Below are 22,295 nucleotides of genomic sequence, written 5' to 3' on the forward strand. Positions count from 1 at the left end.
CGCCAAAGCCGTTTGAAATCAGGCTCTTAGGCACCTAATCGCCATGATGCCGCAAGCGTTCGAGTTCGATGATGGTGACGCCGCCATATTCGAGCCGCAGCAAGCCCTCCTTCTCGAGCCGCTTCAGGCACTGGTTGGCGTTTTGCCGCGAAATACCGGAGAGCGCTCCGATTTCCTCCTGCGTGATCTCCAGGTGGCGCGTCATGTCCGGATAGAGAATCGGGTTGAACAGCGAGGCGATGGAACGTGCGACGCGGCTGGTTGCATCGAGCGTGCGGCCATGTTCCACCGCTCCGATGAACTGGCCGAGCCGCTCGTTGAGCTGTCGGACCAGAAAGCGGTTGAACGCGACGCTGTTCTCGAACAGCCAGAAGAAGGTGCTGCGGTCCATCAGCGCCAGCCTGGTGTCGCGCAATGCCACCACGTCGTAACGGCGCGGCTCGCCCTTCAGCACCGAGCCTTCGCCAAACCAGGCACCGGCCGTGAGGCCTGCGAAGGTCGCGGCCTTGCCCCCGCTCGACACGGTACTCATCCGGGCAAGACCTGTGACGATGCCGGTCCAGTAGTCGAAGGGATCGCCGCGCATGAAGATATGCTCGTTGGCGCGATAGGATTTCTCGACGATGCCGGCACGGGCGACCTCGATTTCCCGCTCGTTCAGTTCACGCGACCAGGCCGCGATGCGTTTGAGGTTATCCGCAGCAATCATGATCGCATCGACCGTCGCGCCCCTATGCTTGTTGCACTGCAACAGAAGTGTTGCCTGGCAAAATTTCCCGACGAATTGTCAGGCAAAAGACATTTCAAACTATCGCATTGCCCTAAGGAGGGCCACCTTGGCGGGTGTGCCCCTGGCACCACCGGTTGGGGTGCGGCGTTACCACGCGTGAGGCCGGCCGTGATCGGCATCGTTGGTCGGATGGCCGGAAGGTCACTCCCGGATGTAAGATTGCGGGTGTAGTTGCGAACGATAGATAAAGAGCGCGGCAAGCGCCTTATCTGGAGGGAATGAGTGGCTCATACGTTGGAAGTGCGCGGCGTGTCGCTGCGCTTCGGTGGCGTCCGTGCACTGACCGAGGTCTCGTTCGGCGTGAACGAGGGCGAATTGTTCTCGATCATCGGCCCGAACGGCGCCGGCAAGACCTCCATCGTCAATTGCATTTCCGGCCGCTACAAGCCGACCGAAGGCCGGCTATTCTACCGCGGCAAGGATATCACCGGCCTCAATCCGAACGCGCGGCCACAGCTCGGCATCGGCCGCACTTTCCAGAACCTGGCGCTGTTCCACCACATGAGCGTGCTCGACAACATCATGGTCGGGCGGCACCACCTCTTGAAGAACAATTTTATCACGGGCTCGCTCTACTGGCTGACCGGCGCGCGGCGCGAGGAACTCGAGCACCGCCGCAAGGTGGAGGAGATCATCGATTTCCTTGACCTGCAGTCGGTGCGCAAGGCGACCGCCGGCACCCTGCCCTACGGCCTGCGCAAGCGCGTCGAGCTGGCCCGCGCGATGGCGCTGGAGCCGCAATTGATCCTGCTCGACGAGCCGATGGCCGGCATGAACTTCGAGGAAAAGGAGGACATGGCGCGCTACATCGTCGATCTCAACGAAGAGTTCGGCATGACCGTGATGATGATCGAGCACGACATGGGCGTGGTGATGGATATCTCCCACCGAGTCATGGTGCTGGATTTCGGCCGCAAGATCGCCGAAGGCGATCCCGCCTCTGTCCTCGCTGATCCGCATGTGAAACGTGCCTATCTCGGCGAGGAGGATGAGGTCCTGGTCGACCCCGACGACACTCCGGCGCCTCGGGAGAGCGTGGCATGATGGATTACGCCACGCGCGCCGCCCTAGCCGATACCTTTCCAAAGCTGCTGCGCCTCAACGCGAGGGAGCACGGCGGCGAGATTGCGCTGCGCGAAAAGGATCTCGGGCTGTGGCGCATCTTCACCTGGAGCGATTACCAGACCCGCGTGCACGATTTCGCGCTCGGCTTGGTCGAACTGGGTCTTGGGCGCGGCGACGTCATCGGCATCATCGGCGACAATCGCCCGGACTGGGTGGCCGCTGAAATCGCAACCCATGCCATCGGCGCCATGAGCCTGGGTCTTTATCGCGACGTGCTGGACGAGGAAGCGGCCTATCTGCTCAGCTACGGCGAGGCGAAACTGGTGTTCGCCGAGGACGAGGAGCAGGTCGACAAGCTGCTGGCGCTCGCCGATCGCGCGCCCAACCTCAAGCACATCGTCTATTCCGATCCACGCGGCATGCGGAAATACGACGATCCGCGCCTGATGGAAGCCGGGAAGCTGGCCACGATGGGGCGCGACCGCGCCGCGCGCGAGCCCGGGCTCTACGACCGACTGGTGGATGCGACGCGCGGCGAGGACGTCGCGATCCTCTGCACCACCTCGGGCACCACGGCCAATCCCAAGCTGGCGATGCTGGCGGCTGGCCGCGTCCTCAGACATTGCGCGACCTATCTCGCCTTCGATCCGAAGGGGCCGGACGACGAATACGTTTCGGTGCTGCCGCTGCCCTGGATCATGGAACAGGTCTACGCGCTCGGCAAAGGGCTGCTGTGCCGGATGAAGGTCAACTTCGTCGAAGAGCCCGAGACCATGATGCACGATTTTCGCGAGATCGCGCCGACTTTCGTGCTGTTCGCACCGCGGCTCTGGGAATCGATTGCCGCCGATGTCCGCGCCGGCGTGATGGATTCCTCGCCGTTGAAGCAAAAGCTGTTCGACATCGGCATGAAGACAGGGCTCTCGGCGCTCGCGCAGGGCAAGCATTCGATGTTCGCCAATCAGCTCCTGTTCCGCGCGCTGCGCGACCGCCTGGGCTTCACGCGGTTGCGCTCGGCTGCAACCGGCGGCGCGGCCCTCGGGCCTGACACCTTCAAGTTCTTCCAGGCGATGGGCGTGCCACTGCGCACGCTCTATGGCCAGACCGAATTGCTGGGCGCCTACACGCTGCATCCGACCGGCAAGGTCGATCCGGATACGACCGGCGTGCCGATGGCCGCTGACATCGAGATCCGCGTCGACAACCCCGACGTCAACGGCGTCGGCGAGATCGTCGTGCGCCACCCCAATATGTTCCTCGGCTACTACAAGAATCCGGAAGCCTCGGCCGCCGACATCAAGGACGGCTGGATGCATTCCGGTGACGCCGGCTATTTCAACAATGATGGCCAACTCGTCGTCATCGACCGCATCAAGGATCTCGCCGAGACCGCGCGCGGTGAGCGCTTCTCGCCGCAATATCTGGAAAACAAGCTAAAATTCTCGCCCTACATCGCCGAGACAGTGGTGCTCGGCGCCGGCCGCGACGCGCTGGCGGCGATGATCTGCATCCGCTACTCGATCATCTCGAAATGGGCGGAGAAGAACCGCATCTCGTTCACGACCTATACCGACCTCTCCTCGCGCCCCGAGGTTTATGCGCTGTTGCGCAAGGAGGTGGAAGGCGTCAACGCCACGCTGCCGCCGGCGCAGCGTATCTCCCGCTTCCTGCTGCTCTACAAGGAGCTCGACGCCGACGACGGCGAATTGACCCGTACCCGCAAGGTCCGCCGCAGCGTCATCAACGAGAAATACGCCGATATCATCGACGCGATCTACGCCGGCAAGAGCGACATTCCCGTCGATACCGTGATCCGCTTCCAGGACGGCACCACCCAGCGCATCCGCACCACGCTGCGGGTCGTCGATCTCGGCGGGCCTGCGCCGCTGGCGGAGGCCGCGGAATGAAGCTGATGTTTGCCGGTGGCGCCGCAAAACTGATCGTCATGCGCGGGCTTGACCCGCGCATCCATCCTCTTCGGAAAAAGTGCTTCTTCAGGCGATGGATCGCCGGGTCAAGCCCGGCGATGACAGCTTGCACGTCTGGTGACTTCGCATGAACACCCAGCTCCTGATCCAGCTTCTCGTCAACGGCCTCGTGGTCGGCACGCTCTATGGCGTGGTCGCCATGTCGTTCGTGCTGATCTACAAGGCGACGCAGGTGGTGAACTTCGCGCAGGGCGAACTGCTGCTGGTCGGCGCCTGGGTATGCTGGTGGCTGCTGACCAAATATCAGGTGCCGTTCTACCTGGGCATGCCGATCACGCTGGTGTTCATGTTCATGTTCGGCATCGCGATCCAGATCGTCATCCTGCGCCCCATGATCGGCGAGCCGATCATTTCCGTGATCATGGTGACGATCGCGCTCTCGACCGTGTTTTCGGCACTGATGAAATGGATGTTCGGGGTCAATCTGCAGCCGTTCCCGCGCATCTTCGAGACCCAGAACGTCAACATCCTCGGCCTGAAGGTGCAGACCGTCTACCTGATGAGCCTCGCAGTCTCGGTGGCGATGATGGTGGGCATGGCGTGGTTCTTCCGCCTCTCCAAATATGGTCTGGCGATGCGCGCCACCGCGTTCAACCAGCAGGTGGCGCAGTCACTCGGCATTTCCGTCAAAGGCGTATTCGCGATGGCCTGGGCGATCTCGGCGACCGTCTCTGCCGTCGCCGGCGTGGTGGTGGCCGTCGTCAATGGCGTCTCGGCAGGCCTCTCCGCCTATGGCGTCAAGGTGTTTCCGGCGGCGATCCTCGGCGGCCTCGACAGCGTTGGCGGCGCCGTGCTCGGCGGCATCATCATCGGTCTGCTGGAAAACGTCGCGCACTTTCTCGACAGCGAATATCTGCACTGGGGCAATCTCTACGAGATCGCGCCGTTCTATGCGCTCATCATCATCCTCATGATCAAGCCGTACGGCCTGTTCGGCACCAAAGACATCGAGCGGGTGTAAATCATTATGGCAGGCCAAACCCTCATTCCCGCCGGCGATTTCCGCACCAGCTATGCGGCGGATACCACCGTGTTTCCGACCACGACCAGCCGCAACGCCATGATCGCCGGTATCGCGCTGATTTGCTTTGCGCCACACGTCGTCAACGAATACATCCTCAGCCTGCTGATCCAGATCGGCATATTCGGCATCGCCGCGCTCGGGCTCAACATCGTCGTCGGCTTCACCGGCCAGATCTCGATCGGTCATGCTGCCTTCTTCGGTTTCGGGGCCTTTACCTCGGCCTATCTCTCGAACCGGTTCAGCATTCCCGTCTTCTTCTGCATTCCGCTCGCCGGCGTCGTGACGGCCGCGGTCGGTCTGGTCTTCGGCCTGCCCGCGGCGCGACTGAAAGGGCTTTATCTCGCGATCGCGACGCTGGCGGCGCAATACATCCTGCTCGACTTCTTTGCCCGTGCCGAGTGGTTCACCGGCGGCAGCGTTCCCGCCAGCGCCGAACCCTTCTCGATCTTCGGATACATGCTGCGCGGCGATAAGCAATATTTTTACGTCGTGCTGGCCTATGTCGTCGTCTGTTATCTGCTGGTCACCAACCTGATCCGTTCGCGCGACGGACGCGCGCTGGTCGCCGTGCGCGACCATTATCTGTCCGCCGAGATCATGGGCATCAACCTGACCAAGTACCGGACGCTGTCGTTCGGCCTCGCCGCCTTCTTTGCCGGCGTCGGCGGCGCGCTCTATGCGCATTACAATCAGGTGGTCTCCAACGAAGGCTTTGGCATCGATCGCTCGATCATCTTCCTCGCCATGATCATCATCGGCGGGCTCGGTTCGATCATGGGCACGCTGATGGGCACCGCCTTCATGGTGCTGCTGCCGGAATCGATGGAATGGCTCAGCGTCGCGCTCCGCGACAGCCCGATCGATCAATTTCTGGGACTAAAGAACAATATCGCTTTCTTGCGCGAGATGGCCATCGGCCTGATCATCATCATCTTTCTGGTGTTCGAGCCGGATGGACTTGCGCATCGATGGCGGCAGATCAAGGCATACTGGAAACTCTACCCGTTCTCGCATTGAGGTCGGAACGGGACGAACAACGAGAAGACCTCGAGAAGTAACCGGGAGGACTATGTCCATGACGATGAAGACTCTGTTGAGCACAGCCTCGCTTGCTTTGCTGTTGAGTTCTACCACTGCATCGGCCCAGGCGCCGGTCGCACTGGGACATCTCACCGACTATTCAGGACCAACTTCGGACGTCGGAACGCCGTTCGGACAGGGTGTCGCCGACACCTATGCATGGATCAACAAGAGCGGCGGCATCAACGGCGCCAAGGTCAACCTCGATACCGTCGATTACGGCTATCAGGTGCCGCGCGCCATCGCCCAGTACAAAAAATGGTCGGGCGCCGACAAGGTCGCCGCCATTCTCGGCTGGGGCACCGCCGACACCGAAGCGCTGACGGGTTTCCTGGCCCAGGACAAGATCCCGGATATCTCGGCATCCTATGCCGCAGCACTCTCCGATCCGACCGGCGCCGGCGGAAAGGCCAAGCCGGCGCCCTACAACTTCTTCTATGGACCGAGCTATTCGGACGCACTTCGCGGCATGCTGACCTGGGCCGCCGAGGACTGGAAAGCCAAGGGCAAGCCCGGCAAGCCGAAATACGTCCACATGGGCGCCAACCACCCCTATCCGAACGCGCCGAAGGCGGCTGGCGAAGCGATTGCCACCGACCTCGGGTTCGAAGTGCTGCCGCCGATCGTGTTCGCATTGACGCCCGGCGACTACAGCGCGCAGTGCCTGACGCTGAAGAGCTCTGGCGCCAACTACGCCTATCTCGGCAATACCGCCGGCTCCAATATTTCCGTGCTCAACGCCTGCAAGGCGGCCGGCGTCGACGTGCAGTTCCTCGGCAACGTCTGGGGCATGGATGAGAACGCCGCCAAGGCCGCCGGTACTGCCGCCGACGGCGTGGTGTTTCCGCTGCGCACCGCGATCGCCTGGGGCGGCAACGCGCCCGGCATGAAGGCGTTCACGGAAATCTCCAAGATGTCGGACACAGCCGGTACCGCCTACCGTCCCGTGCATTACCTCGCCGGCGTCTGCACCGCGCTCTACATGAAGGAAGCCGTCGAATGGGCGGCCAAGAACGGCGGCGCCACCGGCGAGAATGTCAAGAAGGGCTTCTACCAGAAGAAGGATTGGGTGCCCGCCGGCGGCGAAGGCATCTGCAACGCCTCGACCTTCACCGAGAAGGATCACCGCGGCACGCTCAAGGTCGATCTGTATCGCATGAAGGTCGCAGGCGCGACCGACGCCCCGCTCAACGAGCTCGTCAAGAACGGCGGCATCAAGATGGAAAAGGTGAAGACGATCGACCTGCCGCGCAAGCCCGAGTGGCTCGGCTGGTGAGGTCGGGAGGCGCCTGTAGTCGCCTCAACACTCAACTGTCATCCCCGCGAAAGCGGGGATCCAGTACGCCGCGGCTTCTCGATTGATCGCAGGTGCCTCTGGAATACTGGATCACCCGCATACGGGTGATGACGGCGGTGGGTGGAGCGGACGACCCGCTCCACTAACAACGCCAGGATCGGAAAAATGACTGAAGCAACCGAACTCAATCGTCCTGCGAAGACTGCCGCGCAAGCCGCCGGCCCGCTGCTCAGCGTCCACAACATCGAGGTGGTCTACGACAAGGTCATCCTGGTGCTGCGCGGCTTGAGCCTTGAAGTGCCGAAGGGCGCGATTGTGGCGCTGCTCGGCGCCAACGGCGCCGGCAAGTCGACGACGCTGAAGGCGATCTCGGGCCTGCTCAAGACTGAGGACGGCGAGGTGATCCGGGGCGAAATCGTCTTCGATGGCGAGCGCATCAACGGCATCGACCCCGACAAGATCGTCCGCCGCGGCATCTTCCAGGTGATGGAAGGCCGCCGTATCATCGCGGACATGACGTCGATCGAAAATCTGAAGCTCGGCGCGTTCACGCGCTCCGACGACGAGATTGCCGCCGACATCGACATGGTGTTCAGATATTTCCCGCGACTCAAGGAGCGTACCGGGCTCGCCGGCTATCTCTCCGGCGGCGAACAGCAGATGCTGGCGATCGGCCGCGCGCTGATGGCGCGCCCCAAGATGATCCTGATGGACGAGCCGTCGATGGGCCTGTCGCCGCTCCTGGTCAAGGAAGTGTTTGGGATCATCAAAGCGATCAACCGCGACCTCGGCGTCACCATCCTGCTGGTGGAGCAGAACGCGCGCGCGGCGCTGTCGGTCGCGAGCCACGGCTACATCATGGAACAGGGCAAGGTGGTGCTCGACGGCACCGCTGACGAGCTGCGCGACAACGAGGACGTCAAGGAGTTCTATCTCGGCGGCGCCGGCGACCAGCGCAAGAGCTTCAAGAACCTCAAAAGCTTCAAGCGGCGAAAGCGGTGGTTGTGAGCGCCGTCCCACGCTTAGCCGAGCACCTGTTCCGCTTCCGCTATCGCGCTGAGAACATGATAGAACGAAGACGCAGGAATGGTGGCGACCAGCGAGTGGCCGTCACGGTCGAATTGGTCGTACCAGCCGCCCGTGACGGGATGGCTGAGATAGTGCCGTTCGAGCCGCGCCAGCGCCGCGCGCGCTTCATCGGCCGCTCCCGCTTCCCCTGCCTCGGCCTGCGCGATCCAAGCCCTGGCAATTTCCGTCTGCGGCCACAACCGGCGCGTATGCCGCCTGATGTTGCCGCGGGCGTCGCCCTCGTCGATCAGGCAGCCGGTCGCCTCGTCGCGATAGCGCAGCGCTGTTGCCAGCAATTCGCCGCGATAGCGCCCGGTCGGACAGCCGGTGATGCGCTCAAAACCTTTCAGCAGCCACGCCCATTCCGCCTGATGTCCGGGCTCGACGCTGACCGGCTCGATCTTCGACCAGTCCTCCTCGAAATATTCGCCAAGCACCTGCTGCTGCTTATCGTAGAGGTTAGCCAGAAACAGGCTGAAGAAATTGCCGGCCCTGTTCTGGAACACGAGGTCATGTGTCGCGTCGAACGCGGCAATCATCGCCTCGAACAGGTGCATCTGCGGGTTCTGCCGCCGCGGCATCGATACCGGCAATCCTTCGTGAACCCCGCCGTGCGGCGAGCGCAGTTGCGTCTCGACGAAGTGGCACAGCGCGTCGATCTCGGCGCGGATCTGCGCATCGCGATCGAGCGCGTAGACGGTTGCCAGTGCCAACAGCACGAAGGCGTGGTCGTAGGAATCTCGCAGTGGATCCAGCACCGCGCCATCAGGCTGCAGCGTGTGCACAAAGCCCGGCTTGCCGTCGGGGGCTTTCGCCTTCGCCAGCAGGTGCTCCAGCCCTTTGAGCGCGATCGCGCTCCCCTGCGGATACCAGCCCATCTGCGCCGCCTTGGCGAAGCAATAAATCTGGCGCGCCTGTACAAAAACCCGGCGCGGCGCCAGGCGGTCTGCACGGCCGTCCGGATCGAGCCGATCGATAAAGCCGCCCGCTCTGTCGTCCCACCCCTCGGTCGACCACAGCGGCAGGCAATGGTCGATCATGCGAAGCTTCAGCTTGGCGACGATATCGGCCGAATCCAGCGTGTATGCCGCCGCAGCGGTATCTCTTTCAGCCATTGCGTTCCCTGGAACATCAACACCGGTAGAAGCCGTCTGATAGCACGTCAGAGGCGGCACGCAATCGGCCCTCACCTGAGGCATCAGCCATGACCGACCACTACGACGCCCTTGAAACGCGCGAGCCGGGCATACGCGAGGCGGAGCTGTTTTCAAAGCTTCCGGACGTCCTGCGCAAGGCGCTCGCCGCGCCGGCCTATGCCGAGCGGCTGAAAGGCATCGATCCCGCCGCCGTGACCAGCCGCGCCGCGCTTGCTGAGTTGCCTGTGCTACGCAAATCGGAACTCCCTGCCCTGCACAAGGCCGCGCCGCCCTTCGGCGGGTTTGTGGCGGGGCCGCTTGGGTCGTTCGGACGGCTGTTTACCTCGCCGGGACCGATCTTCGAGCCCGAGCCCGTTCACGCCGACCCATGGCGTGGCGCGCGGGCGCTGTTCGCGGCGGGCTTTCGGCCCGGCGACGTGGTGCTCAACACCTTCAGTTACCATCTGACGCCGGGCGGCTTCATTTTCGATGCCTCGGCGCGAGCGCTGGGCTGCGCGGTGATTCCGGCCGGCCCCGGCAATACCGAACAGCAGTTTGAACTGATCGAGGCCTATCGGCCGGTCGGCTATAGCGGCACGCCTGATTTCCTCAAGATCCTGCTCGACGCAGCGGCATCCGCCGGGCGCGACGTCTCCTCGATCAAGCGCGCGCTGGTATCAGGCGCGGCGTTTCCGAAATCACTGCAGGACGAAGTCAAGGCACGCGGCATCGACGCCTATCAGGCGTTCGGCACCGCCGACCTCGGCCTGGTCGCTTTCGAAACGCCGGCGCGCGAAGGCATGGTCGTCAACGAGGACCTGATCATGGAGATCGTGCGCCCCGGCACCGGCGATCCCGTCGCACCCGGCGACGTCGGCGAAATCGTCGTCACCTCGCTCGATCCGCAGCATCCCTGGATCCGGCTCGCGCTCGGCGATCTCACGGCGGCACTGCCGGGCGCAAGCCCATGCGGGCGCACCAACATGCGCATCAAGGGCTGGATGGGTCGCGCCGACCAGACCACCAAGGTCAAGGGCATGTTCGTCCGCCCCGAGCAGATCGCCGAGATCGCCAAGCGCCATCAGCAACTCGGAAGACTACGCCTCGTCGTCACGCGGTCCGGCGAGAACGACCTGATGACGCTGAAGGCGGAAACGGCTTCGCCCGGTGAGGCGCTAAAGGGCGAACTCGCGGCAACGCTGCGCGCGGTGACGAAGCTCGGCGGCAATGTCGAGCTGGTTGGCGCAGGCGCGCTGCCGAATGACGGCAAGGTGATCGCCGACGAGCGCTGAGCGCTCAAAACTTGCGAACCAGATCGATCACTTGGTCCTGCTGCGCCCGAGTGATCTCGGCAAACATTGGCAGCGACAGAATACGTTCCTGATCGCCAAACGCATTCGGAAACTGCTCCGGGCGATGGCCGAACCGCTGATACGCGGCCAGGAACGGCAGCGCCGTCGGATAGTTGATCGCCGTCTGCACGCCGTTCGCGTTCAGATGCGCCGCCAGCGCGTCGCGGCGCGGATGCTTGATCGTGTAGAGATGATAGACGTGGGTGCGGTCAGGCGCGACCTGAGGCACGATCACATCCTCGATCTGGTTGAGGCCGGCATCGTAGGCTTTCGCCGCATCCTGACGCGCCTTGGTCCACTGCGAGAGATGCGGCAGTTTCGCCGACAGGATCGCAGCCTGCATGCCGTCGAGCCGGCTGTTGATGCCTTCTATATGATGCTGATGCTTCACCAGGCCGCCGTGCCGTGCCAGCATCGTCATGTGTTCGGCCAATGCATCATCGTTGGTGACGACCGCGCCGGCATCGCCCATCGCGCCGAGATTCTTGCCCGGATAGAACGAATAGGTCGCGGCCGCGCCAAACGTGCCTACCTGCTGGCCCTTGTAACGGGCCAGATGGGCCTGCGCGCAATCCTCGATCACCCAGAGCTTGTGCTTGTGGGCAATCGCCATGATCGCGTCCATGTCCGCCGGCTGCCCGTAGAGGTGTACGGGAATGATACCGACGGTGCGCGGCGTGATCGCGGCCTCGACCGCCGCCGGATCGATTGTGAAGGTCGAGCCATCGGTGTCGCAGAACACCACGGTGGCGCCGGCATGCGTGATCATTGCGGACGTGCTGATCCAGGAATGCGCCGTGGTGATCACCTCGTCGCCCGGCTTGACCTTCAACGCGGCCATGGCGAGATACAGCGCATCGGTGCCGTTGGCGCAGGACACGCAATGCTTGACGTCAACGGCAGCGGCGAACTCCCGTTCGAACGCGTCGACGTAGGACCCGCGAATGAAGGCGTTGTCGCGGATGACTGAGGCAATCGCGCCATCGATCTCGCTCTTGATGGTCTGATACTGCAGTTGCAGATCCGCAAAAGGCACCGGCATCGGTCTTCTTCCTACTTGTCCGCCAGCAGCCGGCGCGCCGGGTTGCCGGCATAGGTCCCCGGCGACGTGATATCTCTGGTCACAACGGAGCCTGCGCCGATCACGACGTCATCGGCGATCCTCACCGGCAAGATGGTGGCGTTGGAGCCGATCGAGACGCGGTTTCCGATCACGGTCTCGCGCCATAAATCCCTGTTGCCGCGCGCCGGGCCGCCGGTCGAGAACGTGTCGTTCACGAACATCACCCCGTGCCCGACAAAACAGTCTTCGCCGATCGTGACCAGTTCGCAAATGAAGGCGTGAGACTGCACCCGCGTGCGGGCGCCGATCACGACGCCTTTCTGGATCTCGGTAAACGGCCCGACAAAGCAATCGTCGCCGATTTTGCAGCCATACAGATTGCACGGATCAACGATCCTGACGCGCGCGCCGAACTCGACGTCGCGCACGCCCGCCTGATGTATCTCCGGCCGGTTCACGACACGACACCGAGCCGGCCCAGCCGAGGCGCGAAGCGAAGCGGCACCTCGGCGCCCGTCTCGATTGATTCGTAGAGCGCCGAAATCAGCTCCAGGCTCTTGCGCCCTTCGAGACCATCAACCAGCGCCGAACGCTGGTTCACCAGACAGTCGATCACGTGCTGATAATATGCCTGATGGCCGAAGCCGTAGACGTTCGGCGGATTGACGGAAAACTTCTCGACCACGTCCTTGTCCGAGGCAAGTTCCTCGACAAAGCGCCAGTGCCGGATCTGGTTGACGGCGAAACCCGCGATCTCGACCGTTCCTCTCTCTCCAAGGATCGACAGTGATCCTTCGAGGTCGGTAGGACGTGCAGCCGTGGTCGCCTCGATGATCCCGAGCGCGCCGTTGCGGAACTTCAGGGTGGCAACCGCGGTGTCCTCGGTCTCGATCTTTGCCAGCGCAGTCACGGCGCGGGCATGAACGCTGATGACGTCGCCGAAGAACCATTCCAGCATGTCGATGTGATGGCTGGCCTGGTTCGAGAGCACGCCACCGTCATAGGCCCAGGTGCCGCGCCAGGCATCCTGGTCGTAATAGGCCTGGTTGCGGCACCAGCGGACGCGCACCGTGCCGAGAATCAGACGGCCGAAGCGCCCGGCCTCCAGCGCCTCGCGCGCCTTCACCACAGGAACGTTGAAGCGATTCTGCTTGACGACGAACAGCTTGACGCCGGCCTCGTCGCAGGCGCGGACCATGTCGTCGGCGTCCTGAAGCCGCAGCGCCATCGGCTTCTCGACGATGGCGTGCTTTCCGGCCTTCGCGCAGGCGATGACGTGGGCGGGATGCATCCCGCTCGGCGTCAGCACCGCCACCGCGTCGATATCGTTCCGGGCGAGGAATTCGTCCGTGTCATAGATCGCCGGGACACCGAACCTCGACGCGATCGCGTCGGCGCGGTTGCGAACGGTGTCACAAACGGCAACGAGCCTGGCTCCGTTGATATGGTTGCCGCCCAAAAGTTCTGAGTGACGTTTGGCAATGCGTCCGCAACCCAGGAGGCCAAACCTGACCATCAATGCTCCCTTTTTTCCATCGAGCAGCAATCCAAGGGGAAGCACAAGGACTATATTGTCTGAGCAACACAAACGCTATTTGGTAAACCACTCATGTCCACATTGCTCTGGCTCAGCCCCCACACTGCCCCTTTCACCTCATTCCAATTCACTTCATTCAACAATTTCTTCGGTCATGGACATCCGAGATGTCAAGATGTTATGAGCCGCAAGCGGGCGCTCCGGACCTGATCGCGGCCCATTTGGAACCGGCAGCGACATCATGCCAAACGCAGGTTGTGTTGGCGGACCTATGGAGAAGTACTGGTGAACGCCTCAAAACGTCGTGTCGCGCTGATCACCGGCGTCACCGGTCAGGACGGTGCCTACTTGGCCGAATATCTGCTCGGCCTCGGCTATGAAGTCCACGGCATCAAGCGGCGGTCGTCCTCGTTCAACACCGCGCGGATCGACCACCTCTACCAGGACCCGCATTCCCGCAAGGTGCCGTTCCTGCTGCATTACGGCGACATGACCGACTCCACCAACCTGATCCGGCTGATGCAGCAGATCAGGCCGACCGAGATCTACAACCTCGCCGCCCAGAGCCATGTCGGCGTCAGCTTCGAAAGCCCGGAATACACCGCCAACGCCGACGCCATCGGCGTGCTGCGGCTGCTGGAGGCGATCCGCATCCTCGGCATGGAGAAGGAGACGCGGTTCTATCAGGCCTCGACCTCGGAGCTCTACGGCCTGGTCCAGGAGGTGCCGCAGAAGGAGACCACGCCGTTCTACCCGCGCTCGCCTTACGGCGTCGCCAAGCTGTACGGCTACTGGATCACGGTCAATTACCGCGAGGCCTACGGCATGTTTGCCTCGAACGGCATCCTGTTCAACCACGAGAGCCCGATCCGCGGCGAGACGTTCGTCACCCGCAAGATCACCCGCAGCGTCGCCCGCATCGAGGCCGGCCTCGACGAGGCGCTCTATCTCGGCAACCTCGAGGCCAAGCGCGACTGGGGCCATGCGCGCGACTACATCGAGGGCATGCACAAGATCCTGCAGGCGGATGCGCCCGACGATTTCGTGCTGGCGACCGGCGAGACCCGTTCGGTGCGCGAATTCGTCGAACTGGCGTTCGCCGAAGTCGGCCGCCGCATCGAGTGGCGCGGCCAGGGCGTCGACGAGACCGGCGTCGACACCAAATCCGGCAAGACCGTGGTCCGCATCGATCCGGTCTATTTCCGGCCGACCGAAGTCGATCTTCTGGTCGGCGATGCCAGCAAGGCGCGCGAGAAACTGGGCTGGAAGCCCAAGACGTCGTTCGCCCAGATGGTCAAGGAAATGGTCGCGAACGATCTCACAGACGCGCGGCGGGAGGTCGCCAATGGCAAGCCTGCCGTTTGAGCTGACGGGCAAGACCGTCTACGTCGCCGGCCACCGCGGCATGGTCGGCGCCGCGCTGGTGCGCCGGCTGGCGCGAGAAGACGTCGAATTGCTGACGCCGCCGCGCAATGAGGTCGATCTGCGCAATCAGGCCGCGGTCAATGCGTGGTTTGCCGCCAACCGGCCCCAGGTGGTGTTTCTGGCGGCCGCCAAGGTCGGCGGCATCGTCGCCAACAACACGCTGCGCGCCGAATTCCTCTACGACAATCTGGCGATTGCTTCGAACGTGATCCATGCCGCGCATGTCCACGACGCCGAGAAGCTGATGTTCCTCGGCTCCTCCTGCATCTACCCCAAGCTGGCGCCGCAGCCGCTGCGCGAGGATTCCATGCTGACGGGGCCGCTGGAGCCGACCAACGAGCCCTATGCGATTGCCAAGATCGCCGGGATCAAGATGGTGGAGGCCTATCGCAGCCAGTACGGCGCCGACTTCATCAACGTGATGCCGACCAACCTTTATGGGCGCGGCGACAATTATCATCCCGAATACAGCCATGTCGTCGCCGCGCTGATCCGCCGCTTTCACGAGGCCAAGGTTGCCGGCGCTGACAAAGTCGTGGTCTGGGGCACCGGGACGCCGCGGCGCGAATTCCTCTATGTCGACGATCTGGCGGATGCCTGCATCCACCTGATGAAGACCTATTCGGATCGCGAGCTGGTCAATATCGGCACCGGCGAGGACATCACGATCGCCGAATTCGCCCGCGTGGTCGCGGCTACCGTCGGCTATACCGGGGCGATCGGCTTTGATACCTCGCGCCCGGACGGCACCCCGCGCAAGCTGCTCGACGTCAGCCGCTTGGCAAAACTCGGCTGGCGCGCCAGCACGAAGCTCGAAGATGGGATCAAGCTCGCCTATCAGGCCTACGTGAGCGAATCGAAATTGACCACGAACTAGTCACTTCTGTGGCGAGAGCCGCATCTCCGCTATCACCAGCTAACTTTAACGGTCCGGAAGAGTGGAGAACTGCTTGCAGAAACCGGAAGTGGAAAAGATTGGTAGTGAGCAGCTAATCTAGTCTCTCCACTTTTGATTTCCTGGTCAGACGCGAGAAGCACCTCTGAGCGCATGTGCCGCAACGATAGCTGCGCGCGCAAGAATCCATCCGCTTCTTTAGTCCCGACCTCTCCGCCCGCGTTATTAGAGGTGTGCATCTTCTGTTGCCGATGCGCGACTAGCAAACGATCTCGCTCAGAAATCGCGCTCAGAGGAACGAGTTAAGGACAGGCGCCCCACCCGCCTAACAAGCGGCACGAGGTCACGCCGAAACCGGCCTGAGATACCTTCCATTTCGGCGCATCAGGTTGGGGGCGCAGCTAGGTTCAAAGAGAATTCAGATTTTCTTGAACGCTCTTCCACCTGAGCATCGTAGAATGGGAAACCGGCTTTAAGCGCTTCCGCTGCATCGGCCGGTTGATTCCCGAGCCGACAGTGGCGACGTCCACTGCCCCTTTGATGACGTGGCCGGCAATCCCGGCAAGGGCAGGAAGGATTTTCCCTTCCCGAAGGCCGTAACGCCATGACGCGCCAATGAGTGCTGCGCGCCCAGGCAACAATTTCCTAAGCGTGAGTCGGTCCTGGCGATACCCGAGTAAGATCGTGTCGAGCCCGGCAAACTTACTGTGCCGGAAGTTTCGTAGCAACAGATCCTGGTCCTCGGCATAGGTAGGCTTGGAATCATATGGATGGCGGCGGAACCAAGCCGTTCGTCCGCACCAAGTTGGGTGAGGAAGAGGAAAACCGACAAACGGTCGCGCGATTATGTCCTTGTGGGTGCGCCCGATCGGCATTTCGCCAATGAGCTCGCCGCTGCTGGTGAACACCACCGCCCCGCACCCGAGAAGATCGATCTGCGGGTCACGCTGCAGTCGCTCAATCTGGTGGACCAATCGGTCCGGGAAGCAAATATCATCCGCATCCATGCGAGCAATAAATTCGCCTCTGCTTAGGGCTACCGCCTGATTGAGCCGCAACGCAAGTCCGGCAGAACAATGCTCGCGAACGATTCGAATGCGCTCATCGCCGAAGCCCTCAACGATCGCACTACTCTGATCACTGGAGCCGTCGTCCACGACGATCATCTCCCAATCCTGCAGTGCCTGCAGTTGAACCGACCGGATCGCGTCTGCTACCGTCGATGCGCTGTTCCGCATCGACATAATGATAGAAACGAGTGGGAGGTGTGCCACAGTGTTGACTTTTGTGTGCACGTGCAAAGCGTACGCGCTGGGGTTTAGAATTCAAAGCGATACCATGCGGCTACCGACAAGAACTCGTCTCAAATGCTCGCAAGCAACGTCATACCTGGCAACCCAAGCCCGGAGTTGATGACCTTGAAGCGGGACGGGTACTTTGCGACGATTTCGTCGATGGCGCGCGCGGGTCCGACGTTATACTTCGACTCTGCCGATTGGAAGAACGTATCGTGCGCAAGAGCGCTGGCGTCCGGCACAGTCGAGAAGATCCGGTCCAGCTCGGTACGAACGGACTCGTAGGCGTGATCGCCATCGACGAAGAATAGCGGCCGCTTCGGTTGCCCGAGTTTCTGCCAAAGGTCGAGTGCAACCTCAACGCCGTTGCCCCGATGCAGATGGACCTTGTCTAGACCGCGAACGAGGAAGCCGTGCTCCTGGCCGGGATGTTCGACGTGAGTGGCGTCCGGCGGCAGATCAATCGAATGAATTTCATATCCGAACTTGAACGCCCGGTCGCATTCGTAAAAAACCCTGGCAGAAACGCCAATATGCGTTCCCCAATCAAATATCACTGACGGCTTCAGCCGGCACGCTGCGGCAGTCATGAGCAGCAACTCGTTAACCGGGTATGGGTGGACACCCACCACAGGCACGACCCTTTCCAGCAGAAAGCCCGACAGACTCCAGAGATCAACCTCGAACTCGGCCGCGCCGGGATTCCGGACAGGATCAGGCCAGGAGCGTGTCAGTTCCGGTGTTGTTGCGTCTGCAATTTTTTTTGCTTTCCGACGTAACAAATGAATGATCGAGCGAGCTGTTAGTGGCACTGCGATACTCTCGTTGCGAGTTGAAAGAGTTATTGTCGCGAATGATCAGACCAAGACCCACCCGGGGGGGTAAAGATCATGTGTATTGAGCTTCTTCAATTCATTCGGCGCAAACCAGGCGCGCGGCGCGATGACGACCTTGTCCGGCGAGCGATTGAGCCAAGCGCCCCACCAGCTAAAGGAACTGTTGGCGATGATATGGTGCCGGCAACGTGCCATCAGTGCCATGTCCTCCCAAGGCCGCTGCGGATCGCCCCGGACATGGACCAGCCGCGATTTCGGCACGAAATTCAGAACCTCCTCCGCCGCGGTCGGATCATCGGAAAACACGAACAATGTCGATTCCTGACCGATCCCCGCCTCGAGCCGATCGAGCGCCTGGCGATAATACCGTTCGCCCAAGATGCCGTGGAATTCTGCGGTTCCGGGATTGAGGTAGTCGCCCCGGCGGACATGCGTCGATACGGATAGCCGGCTGCATTCGATGCGGGCGAGCACTTCCGCGGCCGCGTCGCTCAAGGGTTCTCGGGGAGAAAACCAGTCGCGCAACCTTTCAGCGATGCAGCCAAAGTAACGCTCGCTTTGGAAATAGCCAAACAGCACAGTTCGTGGGCCAAGCGCTTCGAAAGCCGGGTCGTAGTGGAAATGCGGCTCTCGATACTCCTGTGGCGAAGATGCAAGTTTCGGCAGGCCGGCCAAGCCAAGCAGCCTATCGACTCGCCCTTTCCACAGTGCGCGCGCAAATTGCTTTTGATCTTTCTCCGCGGCCTTGGACTGGGCCAGCGAAACGACTGTCTCCGGCACGCGCAGGCGCTCCAACAGGAAGGAGCGGTCCGAATAATTACGGAAACCGCTGAGGTCAAGCGCAAGTCCGACGCCATGGCGTTCGGCGAGCGCCTTGCCGGCTGCGTACTGAAACATCTGATTGCCCAGTCCGCCAATCAGGGACACCGTAATCACGTGGCCGTTCATCCTTGTCCCTGGGACCGGTAATGTGTCGCGACCGCAGCGCGGACACCTTCATCTAGTTCTGTCGAGGGCTGCCAGCCGAGTTCTGAACGAAGCAGATAGGGCGAGCCAACCAGCCAGGGTTCGTCATCCTTCCGCATGTCGATCGCACCGAAGCCAAGCAGCGAAGCATCCGCATGCATTGCCGCTGCGACGCGTTCGGCGAACTCCCGCACTGAATGGCCGCGGCCCGTCGCAACGTTCCAAGTCGCGATACCGCCTTGCTCGCGGCAATGCGCGTCGGCGCGCAACAGCGCTTCGACAACATCGTCAATGTAGACAAAGTCGAGGATTTGCGTTCCGGTCGATATCGCCACACGCTCGCGTTTTATCAATCCGCTGAACAGCGTCGGCAGCAGGCGATGAGGCGCTTCACCCGCACCATAGACTTTGAAGAGCCGCAACAGCCGGAACCCGGTGCCGCTGCCGTTAGCGATCGCGCTTGCCATGAGACCGCCGGCGGCTTTTGACGAACCATAAAGCTTGCCTTGCTCCAGCGGCGAGCTTTCCGTAAGAAGGTCCTGGCTCGAAGGGCGGCCGTATTCCGAAAAGGTACCTGCCATGATCATCCGAGCGTGCCATTCAGCGCATAGCCGGACCAAAATAGCAGGCAACCCGACGTTGATGGCCATCATTTCACCGATGTCGCGGTGGTTCGGTCGGACGCCATAGGCGGCCAAATGGAATATCGTCTCGACAGGCGCGTGAAGCACCCGCCGCAAACCCCGCTCGCTGAAATCATCGGACGTAATGACACTGACACGATCGCGCCACTCCAGCGGCAGTGCGCTGGACGATCTTGCCAGAACGGTCACGCGGCTGCCCTCCGATAGGAGGCGAGCGACGAGATGAGCGCCAATGAAGCCCGTGGCACCAGTGATGAGAGCGCTAGCAGGCGGCATGATTCCTCAGGGCGTTGCGATAGTGTTCAATCTGCCGAACCGTAATGTTCGAGGCCTCCGCCGGATTGGCCGCAAAATCGCGATACCAACCAGCGGTCAGCTCGACGGTGTCCTCAAACAATAAGGGAGGCGTCCAGCCTAGCAGGGTCCGCGCCTTGGTACTGTCGAGATGGAGGAAGCGCGTTTCGGGGAAACTGCCGGATGCATAACTAACTTCCGGTTCAGTCCAGACACCGCCGAGTTGCTCGACCAAATCCCGAACGGTCCGAGCGGCCTCGTCGCGGGGACCGAAGTTCCAATTATCCGCGGCCATGCGATCTCCACTCAACAGACGGGCTGCAAGGACAAGGTAACCGTGAACAAGGGCCATCACATGCTGCCAAGGACGAACCGCTCCCGGATTGCGCAACGAAATCGGCTGGCCTGCGGTCACAGCGCGGACAAAGTCTGGCACGATTCGATCGGCAGACCAGTCTCCGCCGCCGATAATATTGCCGCCCCTCGCGTTCGCGATCAGCACACCGTTGCCCCGCTCGGCCAGCGTCGCACGATAAGAGGCTGCAATCAGCTCGGCGCAGGCCTTGGAAGCGCTATATGGATCCTTCCCGCCGAGCGGATCCTGTTCGCGATATCCCCATGGCCAGTCCTGGTCGTGATAGACCTTGTCAGTTGTGATGCAGACGACCGCCTTGACACTAGACGTGTTCCGCGCCGATTCGAGCACGTGCGCAGTTCCGATCGCGTTGACGGCGAACGTTTCGACCGGGTCAGCAAAGGAACGGGACACCAGCGGCTGTGCTGCCAGATGGATGATCACTGATGGTCGGTGGCGCTCGATCGCTTCACGCACCGTGGTGAGATCCCGGATGTCACCAATGGTCGAGTCGATTCCCTCAGCCACATTTGCTGCAAAAAACAAATTAGGTTCGGTAGCAGGTTCAAGCGCCAGCCCGGCAATCTTGCAACCGATAAGCTTGAGCCAGCTCACAAGCCAGCTGCCCGTAAAGCCGCTGTGCCCCGTTACGAATATCCGCTCTTGTTTCAGCGGTACTTCGAAGTCGAGCAGGTGAGGATCGATCGTCATCGAACGCAACATCTCATGAGAAGAAACAAAGCGAAGCACCAGCGTTGACCGATGGCCCCTCTTGATGGATAGACTTTCTCATCCGTTGACCGCCCTCTCAGCCGCTTCAGGGTACATCGGCGACACTACTGTTTCTCCACGCAAAACGCGTTCATAGGAATGCGCTATCTTCGACCAGGTGAAGCGTTCGCGCCAAGCCCGACGGCCGGCGTCACCGAGTTCGCGCAGACGGTCCGGAGCATGGATACCCTTCTCCATCTCGCGCGCCAAGACCGATGGGGAAACCTTGATATATCCGCGATCGTCGGCATCGGCAGGGCACAGCCATCCACCTCCCGTCCAGCGAACGATTTCACCGGCATTTCCGGCGGGCACGGTGAGAAACGGCGTTCCGGCCGCAGCAGATTCGAACAAGACCAGCGGCGAGTATTCGACTTTTGACGCGAAAACAAAGAGATCAGCCTCGAAGAAAGCGTCAACGACCTTGTGACGTGGCAGATCGAGGCGGAGCACGGTTTTTTTGGCGGGAGCGGAGCGTGGAGCAGAAGGGGTGGGCTGCGGGCTATCCGTACTCGCCGGCAGCGCCGGAGCAACTGTCGCAATCCTGGTCAGCTCATCCGGCGGCTTGGGAAAGAGTCGGTCGATCACGCCTCTCATTCCCGCCTCGCGGAACAGCCGAACACCCTTCCGCATTGAGTTCAGGCTGGCAAAGCGCTGTAAGACAGCCCGGAAGTGATCGCTCCTGAACCGGGTGCCCGGCGGTGGCCAGTTGCCATTGAGAATCAACGTTGCATCTCGACCAGCAGTATCGACCTGCGCAAAGGCCTCTGCGACAGTCTCGTGGCCCTTGGCGTTTATGGGCGCGCCCACGGTCAGGAAAACCAGATCGGTCGTGGGGATGCCAAGCTCTCGCCGCAAGCGGCCGTCTCGGCGCGTTTCGCGTGCGAACTCCACTTCGCTGGCTCCGTTGGGAATGATCGAAAAGCTCGTGATCCCGCTTGCCCGGGCGAAATCGATGTCGCGATAGTGCTCTGCGTAGAAGATGAGATGATCGAACTTTCGCAGAATATCCGGAAGCTGCTGGAAATAGCTCTTGAAGGAGGGCTCATAGAAACTGGAGAAGCCACACGGAACGAACACCTTCCGCGCCTTGATCTGGTCGAGGACAGGCCACAGCGCATCGAAACTCCACTGCTGTGCCGCCTTGATCAAAATGGCATCACCATCGAAGCTGGTGAGTAATTGCCGGTACCGATCAACCTCCCCTCGAATACCGGTTACAAGATTTCCGCTCACCTCAAAGTCGTGGATGTGGACGCCATTGTGATGTTTCGTCTTTCGATCGGGATGGACGCGCGTCGCCACACTCACTTCGTGCCCTGCTGCCGCCATCCGCTCGGCGATCTGGCGCATAACTACCTGCACCCCTCCCTGGTGGGGCCAATAGCTCTCGCAGCAGAAGAGAAGCTTCATC

21 protein-coding genes are annotated in these 22,295 nt (G+C 61.7%); 10 read left to right on the forward strand and 11 right to left on the reverse strand.

Features of this window, described 5'->3' with window-relative positions; translation table 11 throughout:
- Window positions 1-34 precede the first annotated feature (34 nt).
- Window positions 35-709, reverse strand: coding sequence for a Crp/Fnr family transcriptional regulator (locus V1290_RS07620; protein WP_334363816.1), 675 nt, complete (start codon window positions 707-709; stop codon window positions 35-37).
- Window positions 710-1,012: 303 nt separating this feature from the next.
- Between V1290_RS07620 and V1290_RS07625 the strand changes: the two genes are divergently transcribed.
- The 7 genes from V1290_RS07625 (at window position 1,013) to V1290_RS07655 (ending at window position 8,252) form a co-directional block, all read left to right on the forward strand.
- Entirely contained in the window at window positions 1,013-1,834 is an 822-nt protein-coding gene (locus V1290_RS07625) for an ABC transporter ATP-binding protein (protein WP_028351612.1), read from the forward strand.
- On the forward strand, window positions 1,831-3,762 hold the full coding sequence (locus tag V1290_RS07630; RefSeq protein WP_334363817.1) for a long-chain fatty acid--CoA ligase: 1,932 nt from the start codon (window positions 1,831-1,833) through the stop codon (window positions 3,760-3,762). Before V1290_RS07625 ends, V1290_RS07630 begins: the two co-directional genes overlap by 4 nt.
- Window positions 3,759-3,914: a hypothetical protein gene (locus tag V1290_RS07635; RefSeq protein ID WP_334363818.1), complete on the forward strand. Its 156-nt coding sequence runs from the start codon at window positions 3,759-3,761 to the stop codon at window positions 3,912-3,914. Before V1290_RS07630 ends, V1290_RS07635 begins: the two co-directional genes overlap by 4 nt.
- Window positions 3,911-4,804, forward strand: coding sequence for a branched-chain amino acid ABC transporter permease (locus V1290_RS07640; protein WP_334363819.1), 894 nt, complete (start codon window positions 3,911-3,913; stop codon window positions 4,802-4,804). Before V1290_RS07635 ends, V1290_RS07640 begins: the two co-directional genes overlap by 4 nt.
- A 6-nt stretch (window positions 4,805-4,810) precedes the next feature.
- Complete coding sequence (locus tag V1290_RS07645; protein WP_334363820.1) at window positions 4,811-5,884, forward strand: branched-chain amino acid ABC transporter permease; 1,074 nt, start codon at window positions 4,811-4,813, stop codon at window positions 5,882-5,884.
- 58 nt (window positions 5,885-5,942) lie between these two features.
- Window positions 5,943-7,223: an ABC transporter substrate-binding protein gene (locus V1290_RS07650; RefSeq protein ID WP_334363821.1), complete on the forward strand. Its 1,281-nt coding sequence runs from the start codon at window positions 5,943-5,945 to the stop codon at window positions 7,221-7,223.
- Window positions 7,224-7,409: 186 nt separating this feature from the next.
- Entirely contained in the window at window positions 7,410-8,252 is an 843-nt protein-coding gene (locus V1290_RS07655; RefSeq protein WP_334363822.1) for an ABC transporter ATP-binding protein, read from the forward strand.
- Window positions 8,253-8,266: 14 nt separating this feature from the next.
- On the opposite strand, the gene V1290_RS07660 is transcribed toward V1290_RS07655, so the two are convergent.
- Window positions 8,267-9,427: an AGE family epimerase/isomerase gene (locus V1290_RS07660; protein ID WP_334363824.1), complete on the reverse strand. Its 1,161-nt coding sequence runs from the start codon at window positions 9,425-9,427 to the stop codon at window positions 8,267-8,269.
- An 89-nt stretch (window positions 9,428-9,516) separates the two neighbouring features.
- Here V1290_RS07660 and V1290_RS07665 point away from each other — a divergent pair, with 89 nt between their 5' ends.
- A complete protein-coding gene (locus V1290_RS07665; protein WP_334363826.1) occupies window positions 9,517-10,740 on the forward strand; it encodes a phenylacetate--CoA ligase family protein in 1,224 nt (407 codons plus the stop codon).
- A 4-nt stretch (window positions 10,741-10,744) separates the two neighbouring features.
- Here V1290_RS07665 and V1290_RS07670 read toward each other — a convergent pair whose 3' ends face one another.
- From V1290_RS07670 to V1290_RS07680, 3 genes are read right to left on the reverse strand one after another with little or no spacing between them, the layout of a single operon-like run.
- Window positions 10,745-11,842 (reverse strand): DegT/DnrJ/EryC1/StrS family aminotransferase, encoded by a 1,098-nt coding sequence (locus tag V1290_RS07670; protein ID WP_334363827.1) that lies wholly within the window; start codon window positions 11,840-11,842, stop codon window positions 10,745-10,747.
- An 11-nt stretch (window positions 11,843-11,853) separates the two neighbouring features.
- Window positions 11,854-12,321: an acyltransferase gene (locus V1290_RS07675; protein ID WP_334363829.1), complete on the reverse strand. Its 468-nt coding sequence runs from the start codon at window positions 12,319-12,321 to the stop codon at window positions 11,854-11,856.
- Window positions 12,318-13,379: a Gfo/Idh/MocA family protein gene (locus V1290_RS07680; protein ID WP_334363830.1), complete on the reverse strand. Its 1,062-nt coding sequence runs from the start codon at window positions 13,377-13,379 to the stop codon at window positions 12,318-12,320. Before V1290_RS07680 ends, V1290_RS07675 begins: the two co-directional genes overlap by 4 nt.
- A 306-nt stretch (window positions 13,380-13,685) precedes the next feature.
- Between V1290_RS07680 and gmd the strand changes: the two genes are divergently transcribed.
- Both gmd and fcl read left to right on the forward strand, forming a co-directional pair.
- Window positions 13,686-14,765: a GDP-mannose 4,6-dehydratase gene (gmd, locus tag V1290_RS07685; protein ID WP_334363831.1), complete on the forward strand. Its 1,080-nt coding sequence runs from the start codon at window positions 13,686-13,688 to the stop codon at window positions 14,763-14,765.
- Entirely contained in the window at window positions 14,746-15,702 is a 957-nt protein-coding gene (gene fcl / locus V1290_RS07690; protein WP_334363833.1) for a GDP-L-fucose synthase, read from the forward strand. The genes gmd and fcl overlap by 20 nt, the downstream gene beginning before the upstream one ends.
- Before the next feature lie 425 nt (window positions 15,703-16,127).
- Here fcl and V1290_RS07695 read toward each other — a convergent pair whose 3' ends face one another.
- From V1290_RS07695 to V1290_RS07720, 6 genes are all read right to left on the reverse strand, one after another.
- Window positions 16,128-16,964: a glycosyltransferase family 2 protein gene (locus tag V1290_RS07695; RefSeq protein ID WP_334368961.1), complete on the reverse strand. Its 837-nt coding sequence runs from the start codon at window positions 16,962-16,964 to the stop codon at window positions 16,128-16,130.
- A 119-nt stretch (window positions 16,965-17,083) separates the two neighbouring features.
- Entirely contained in the window at window positions 17,084-17,827 is a 744-nt protein-coding gene (locus tag V1290_RS07700; protein WP_334363834.1) for a class I SAM-dependent methyltransferase, read from the reverse strand.
- Window positions 17,828-17,872: 45 nt separating this feature from the next.
- Window positions 17,873-18,787, reverse strand: a complete 915-nt coding sequence (locus tag V1290_RS07705) for an alpha-1,2-fucosyltransferase (RefSeq protein ID WP_334363835.1) — start codon at window positions 18,785-18,787, stop codon at window positions 17,873-17,875.
- A gap of 8 nt (window positions 18,788-18,795) precedes the next feature.
- Window positions 18,796-19,737, reverse strand: coding sequence for an NAD-dependent epimerase/dehydratase family protein (locus V1290_RS07710; protein WP_334363836.1), 942 nt, complete (start codon window positions 19,735-19,737; stop codon window positions 18,796-18,798).
- Window positions 19,724-20,821 (reverse strand): CDP-glucose 4,6-dehydratase, encoded by a 1,098-nt coding sequence (gene rfbG, locus V1290_RS07715; protein WP_334363837.1) that lies wholly within the window; start codon window positions 20,819-20,821, stop codon window positions 19,724-19,726. The genes V1290_RS07710 and rfbG overlap by 14 nt, the downstream gene beginning before the upstream one ends.
- Window positions 20,822-20,899: 78 nt before the next feature.
- Window positions 20,900-22,294, reverse strand: coding sequence for a glycosyltransferase family 4 protein (locus tag V1290_RS07720; protein WP_334363838.1), 1,395 nt, complete (start codon window positions 22,292-22,294; stop codon window positions 20,900-20,902).
- Window position 22,295 lies beyond the last annotated feature (1 nt).

Origin of the sequence: Bradyrhizobium sp. AZCC 1578 (assembly GCF_036924675.1) — a bacterium.
GTDB lineage: Bacteria > Pseudomonadota > Alphaproteobacteria > Rhizobiales > Xanthobacteraceae > Bradyrhizobium.

What these genes read in the sequence shown, in the direction of transcription:
- V1290_RS07720 (WP_334363838.1), bottom strand. Translation starts at nt 22,294, where the DNA reads ATGAAGCTTCTCTTCTGCTGCGAGAGCTATTGGCCCCACCAGGGAGGG.
- V1290_RS07680 (WP_334363830.1), bottom strand. Translation starts at nt 13,379, where the DNA reads ATGGTCAGGTTTGGCCTCCTGGGTTGCGGACGCATTGCCAAACGTCAC.
- V1290_RS07695 (WP_334368961.1), bottom strand. Translation starts at nt 16,964, where the DNA reads ATGTCGATGCGGAACAGCGCATCGACGGTAGCAGACGCGATCCGGTCG.
- fcl (WP_334363833.1), top strand. Translation starts at nt 14,746, where the DNA reads ATGGCAAGCCTGCCGTTTGAGCTGACGGGCAAGACCGTCTACGTCGCC.
- V1290_RS07620 (WP_334363816.1), bottom strand. Translation starts at nt 709, where the DNA reads ATGATTGCTGCGGATAACCTCAAACGCATCGCGGCCTGGTCGCGTGAA.
- V1290_RS07645 (WP_334363820.1), top strand. Translation starts at nt 4,811, where the DNA reads ATGGCAGGCCAAACCCTCATTCCCGCCGGCGATTTCCGCACCAGCTAT.
- V1290_RS07650 (WP_334363821.1), top strand. Translation starts at nt 5,943, where the DNA reads ATGACGATGAAGACTCTGTTGAGCACAGCCTCGCTTGCTTTGCTGTTG.
- V1290_RS07635 (WP_334363818.1), top strand. Translation starts at nt 3,759, where the DNA reads ATGAAGCTGATGTTTGCCGGTGGCGCCGCAAAACTGATCGTCATGCGC.
- V1290_RS07655 (WP_334363822.1), top strand. Translation starts at nt 7,410, where the DNA reads ATGACTGAAGCAACCGAACTCAATCGTCCTGCGAAGACTGCCGCGCAA.
- V1290_RS07665 (WP_334363826.1), top strand. Translation starts at nt 9,517, where the DNA reads ATGACCGACCACTACGACGCCCTTGAAACGCGCGAGCCGGGCATACGC.
- V1290_RS07710 (WP_334363836.1), bottom strand. Translation starts at nt 19,737, where the DNA reads ATGCCGCCTGCTAGCGCTCTCATCACTGGTGCCACGGGCTTCATTGGC.
- V1290_RS07670 (WP_334363827.1), bottom strand. Translation starts at nt 11,842, where the DNA reads ATGCCGGTGCCTTTTGCGGATCTGCAACTGCAGTATCAGACCATCAAG.
- rfbG (WP_334363837.1), bottom strand. Translation starts at nt 20,821, where the DNA reads ATGACGATCGATCCTCACCTGCTCGACTTCGAAGTACCGCTGAAACAA.
- V1290_RS07640 (WP_334363819.1), top strand. Translation starts at nt 3,911, where the DNA reads ATGAACACCCAGCTCCTGATCCAGCTTCTCGTCAACGGCCTCGTGGTC.
- V1290_RS07630 (WP_334363817.1), top strand. Translation starts at nt 1,831, where the DNA reads ATGATGGATTACGCCACGCGCGCCGCCCTAGCCGATACCTTTCCAAAG.
- V1290_RS07660 (WP_334363824.1), bottom strand. Translation starts at nt 9,427, where the DNA reads ATGGCTGAAAGAGATACCGCTGCGGCGGCATACACGCTGGATTCGGCC.